Origin of the sequence: Collinsella sp. SGI.180 (assembly GCF_050313455.1) — a bacterium.
Lineage (GTDB): Bacteria > Actinomycetota > Coriobacteriia > Coriobacteriales > Coriobacteriaceae > Collinsella.
This window is the reverse complement of sequence record NZ_JBNPLL010000033.1, coordinates 1-5080: the sequence shown is the minus strand read 5'-3', so window position 1 is coordinate 5080 and position 5080 is coordinate 1. Positions and strand designations below refer to the sequence as shown.

Below are 5080 nucleotides of genomic sequence, written 5' to 3'. Positions count from 1 at the left end.
GAAGCGAGTGGCGAACGGCTGAGTAACACGTGGAGAACCTGCCCCCTCCCCCGGGATAGCCGCCCGAAAGGACGGGTAATACCGGATACCCCCGGGTGCCGCATGGCGCCCGGGCTAAAGCCCCGACGGGAGGGGATGGCTCCGCGGCCCATCAGGTAGACGGCGGGGTGACGGCCCACCGTGCCGACAACGGGTAGCCGGGTTGAGAGACCGACCGGCCAGATTGGGACTGAGACACGGCCCAGACTCCTACGGGAGGCAGCAGTGGGGAATCTTGCGCAATGGGGGCAACCCTGACGCAGCGACGCCGCGTGCGGGACGGAGGCCTTCGGGTCGTAAACCGCTTTCAGCAGGGAAGAGACGAGACTGTACCTGCAGAAGAAGCCCCGGCTAACTACGTGCCAGCAGCCGCGGTAATACGTAGGGGGCGAGCGTTATCCGGATTCATTGGGCGTAAAGCGCGCGTAGGCGGCCCGGCAGGCCGGGGGTCGAAGCGGGGGGCTCAACCCCCCGAAGCCCCCGGAACCTCCGCGGCTTGGGTCCGGTAGGGGAGGGTGGAACACCCGGTGTAGCGGTGGAATGCGCAGATATCGGGTGGAACACCGGTGGCGAAGGCGGCCCTCTGGGCCGAGACCGACGCTGAGGCGCGAAAGCTGGGGGAGCGAACAGGATTAGATACCCTGGTAGTCCCAGCCGTAAACGATGGACGCTAGGTGTGGGGGGACGATCCCCCCGTGCCGCAGCCAACGCATTAAGCGTCCCGCCTGGGGAGTACGGCCGCAAGGCTAAAACTCAAAGGAATTGACGGGGGCCCGCACAAGCAGCGGAGCATGTGGCTTAATTCGAAGCAACGCGAAGAACCTTACCAGGGCTTGACATATGGGTGAAGCGGGGGAGACCCCGTGGCCGAGAGGAGCCCATACAGGTGGTGCATGGCTGTCGTCAGCTCGTGTCGTGAGATGTTGGGTTAAGTCCCGCAACGAGCGCAACCCCCGCCGCGTGTTGCCATCGGGTGATGCCGGGAACCCACGCGGGACCGCCGCCGTCAAGGCGGAGGAGGGCGGGGACGACGTCAAGTCATCATGCCCCTTATGCCCTGGGCTGCACACGTGCTACAATGGCCGGTACAGAGGGATGCCACCCCGCGAGGGGGAGCGGATCCCGGAAAGCCGGCCCCAGTTCGGATTGGGGGCTGCAACCCGCCCCCATGAAGTCGGAGTTGCTAGTAATCGCGGATCAGCATGCCGCGGTGAATGCGTTCCCGGGCCTTGTACACACCGCCCGTCACACCACCCGAGTCGTCTGCACCCGAAGTCGCCGGCCCAACCGCCAAGGGGGGAGGCGCCGAAGGTGTGGAGGGTGAGGGGGGTGAAGTCGTAACAAGGTAGCCGTACCGGAAGGTGCGGCTGGATCACCTCCTTTCTAGGGAGATAAATCTTCTAGAGAGACAAACTTTAACTCGAATGGAGGGCAGGAGCCCGTCCGGTTGATGTCTGGCCCGGATACGTCCCCGCAGCACCCGGTCCCCGGGGTCGCACCCGCGTACCTTGAGAGCCGCATAGCGATAGGAGAGAGATGGAAGAGTATCCTCTTCCAGACTCGATTCTTTTCTGCGATCTAAACAGAGAATGATAGCAATCATTCATCCGATCCAAACAAGAGGAATTCACTCATTGATGAGTGAGGAGCATCTGATCGCGAGCACAGTGGAACACGCTGTGCCGCGGTATGAGATACCCGAATTGCGACATGAGAGCGCTATTCATGATATCGATTAATTTTCATTAGCGACACGTGGATATCCCGCGGGCCCGGAGCGGTCCCGCAAGATACCACGGGCGCACGGCGGATGCCTTGGCACAGGGAGCCGATGAAGGACGCGGCAAGCTGCGATAATCCCCGGCGAGGAGCACACATCCTTCGACCCGGGGGTCTCCGAATGGGCGAACCCATCCGTAGAGGTACGGATATCCCCCCGCTGAACGCATAGGCGGGGGGAGGACAACCCGGGGAACTGAAACATCTAAGTACCCGGAGGAGAGGAAATCAATCTCGAGACTCCCCGAGTAGCGGCGAGCGAAAGGGGACCGATGGCCAAACCGTCGAGCGGGCGTACCCGGCAGGGGTTCCGCCGGCGGGGTTGCAGGGCCGCGCATCCGGGGGCTGCCGCCCCCGGGCGCAGGTCCGGCTGGGGAGCGGAACGGCATGGGAGGGCCGGCCGCAGCGGGTGACAGCCCCGTACGCGAACCCAGACCGGACGGCGCGACGCGGTCCCTGAGTAGGGCCGGGCACGTGAAACCCGGTCCGAACCTGGGTGGACCACCATCCAAGCCTGAGTACTACCCTGTGACCGATAGCGCACCAGTACCGTGAGGGAAAGGTGAAAAGCACCCCGGGAGGGGAGTGAAACAGTACCTGAAACCGTGCGCCCACGAGCAGTCGGAGCACCTTTAATGGTGTGACGGCGTGCCTTTTGTAGAATGAGCCAGCGAGTCGCTGGCGCGGGGCGAGGTTAACCGAAAGGGAGCCGGAGCGAAAGCGAGCCTTAACAGGGCGACTTGAGTCCCGCGCCGCGGACGCGAAGCCGGGTGAGCTATCCGTGGGCAGGCTGAAGCGGGGGTAAGACCCCGTGGAGGGCCGAACGCACGTCGGTTGAAAACGGCGGCGATGACCTGCGGATAGGGGTGAAAGGCCAATCAAACCCGGAGATATCTCGTTCTCCCCGAAATAGCTTTAGGGCTAGCGTCGCGCGTTCACCGCCGGAGGTAGAGCACCGGATGGACGAGGGGGCTTCGCCGCCTACCGAATCCAACCGAACTCCGAATGCCGGCGGCCCAGAGCGCGGCAGTCAGAGCATGTGGGCTAAGCTGTGTGCTCGAGAGGGAAACAGCCCGGACCGCCCGCTAAGGTCCCCAAGTTCCAGCCGAGTGGCAAAGGATGTGCGTCCGCCCAGACAACCAGGATGTTGGCTTAGAAGCAGCCATGCATTCAAAGAGTGCGTAACAGCTCACTGGTCGAGTGGACATGCGCCGACAATACACGGGGCTAAGCTGGACACCGAAGCGGCGGGATTTTATCTATAGAATCGGTAGGGGAGCTTCCCATGGGCGGAGAAGCCGGAGGGCGACCGACGGTGGAGCGCATGGGAGTGAGAATGCTGGCATGAGTAGCGAGAGACGAGAGAGTAACTCGTCCGCCGTGAACCCGAGGTTTCCTGGGCAAGGCTAATCCTCCCAGGGTCAGTCGGGGGCTAAGGCGAGGCCGGGAGGCGTAGCCGACGCGCAGCAGGCAGACATTCCTGCACCGCGCACGCGGCGCTACGACCGACGGGGCGACGGATGGGGGTGGCTCGGCGGGGTTCTGGACGTCCCCGTGATGGAGCGCGGCCCGCGGACCAGGGAAATCCGGTCCGCATCGAGGGCGAGGCTCCGGACGAAGCGATTGAGCGAAGCGAGTGAGCCCGAGGTCCCTAGAAAAACCCCTAGGCAGGCGCGTGCGCGCCCGTACCGCAAACCGACACAGGTGGGTGGGTAGAACATACCGAGGCGATCGGGTCAACCATGGTCAAGGAACTCGGCACAATGGCCCCGTAACTTCGGGAGAAGGGGTGCCCGCGCGTACGTGAACGGACTTGCTCCGGGAGCGGAGGCGGGCCGCAGTGGAGAGGCCCAAGCGACTGTTTACCAAAAACACAGGACTCTGCAGAAGCCGCAAGGCGACGTATAGGGTCTGACGCCTGCCCGGTGCCGGAAGGTCACGCGGAGGAGTTAGCGCACCGCGCGAAGCCCCGAAGCCAAGCCCCGGTAAACGGCGGCCGTAACTATAACGGTCCTAAGGTAGCGAAATTCCTTGTCGGGTAAGTTCCGACCTGCACGAAAGGCGCAACGACTTGGGCGCTGTCTCGACCATGGACCCGGTGAAATTGCACTGGTCGTGAAGATGCGACTTACCCGCGGAAGGACGGAAAGACCCCGTGAACCTTCACTGCAGCTTGGCATTGGCCGCTGGTCCCGCGTGTAGAGGATAGGCAGGAGGCGAAGATCCGGAGGCGCCAGCCCCCGGGGAGCCGCCCTTGGAATACTGCCCTCGCGCGACCGGCGTCCTAACCCGAGGCCGTCAACCGGCTCGGGGACCGTGCCAGGCGGGCAGTTTGACTGGGGCGGTCGCCTCCTAAAGGGTAACGGAGGCGCGCGAAGGTCCGCTCGGGACGGTCGGCAACCGTCCTTTTGAATGCAAGAGTACAAGCGGGCTTGACTGCGAGGCCCACAAGCCGAGCAGGTGCGAAAGCAGGCTCTAGTGATCCGGCGGCCCCGAGTGGGTGGGCCGTCGCTCAACGGATAAAAGGTACTCCGGGGATAACAGGCTGATCTTGCCCAAGAGTCCACATCGACGGCAAGGTTTGGCACCTCGATGTCGGCTCATCGCATCCTGGGGCTGGAGCAGGTCCCAAGGGTACGGCTGTTCGCCGTTTAAAGCGGTACGCGAGCTGGGTTCAGAACGTCGTGAGACAGTTCGGTCCCTATCCTCCGTGGGCGCAGGAGAATCGATGGAGGCTGCCCCCAGTACGAGAGGACCGGGGTGGACGCACCTCCGGTGAACCGGTTGTCGACCAACGGCACGGCCGGGTAGCCGCGTGCGGCGCGGATAACCGCTGAAGGCATCTAAGCGGGAAGCCGTTCCAGGGATTAGTTCTCCTTCCGGTAAGGGCCCAGGTAGACTACCTGGTCGATAGACGGCAGGTGCAAGGCTGGCGACAGCCTCAGCCGAGCCGCACTAATCGCCCGAGCTCTTCCGGAACCGCACCTCGCGGCCCGCGGGACCCAGCGCTCACGCGCGGTCCGGGCACGAGGATGCCCCCGAGTCACCTCCCCTATGCGCCATGCGGCCCCCAGGGCACGTGAGAGAGACACCGGACACCGAAGATACGGTGGGCGCCGCCCACCGGTCAGCGGCCAGAGCATGGGGGGCACGCCCGGTCCCGTTCCGAACCCGGAAGCTAAGCCCCATCGCGCCGAGAGTACTGCGGGGCCAGCCCGTGGGAGGCCAGGGCGCCGCTGACCGGTGGACGGCACCGAGCCGT

The 5080-nt window shown here is 64.3% G+C and carries 3 rRNA genes; all 3 read left to right on the top strand.

Annotated features, from left to right (window positions below):
* Window positions 1-1422: ribosomal RNA gene (locus tag ACQRAP_RS08530) — 16S ribosomal RNA — on the top strand; the annotation flags it as partial.
* A gap of 400 nt (window positions 1423-1822) precedes the next feature.
* Window positions 1823-4797: ribosomal RNA gene (locus ACQRAP_RS08525) — 23S ribosomal RNA — on the top strand.
* A 147-nt stretch (window positions 4798-4944) separates the two neighbouring features.
* Window positions 4945-5060: ribosomal RNA gene (rrf, locus tag ACQRAP_RS08520) — 5S ribosomal RNA — on the top strand.
* The last annotated feature ends 20 nt before the right edge of the window (window positions 5061-5080 follow it).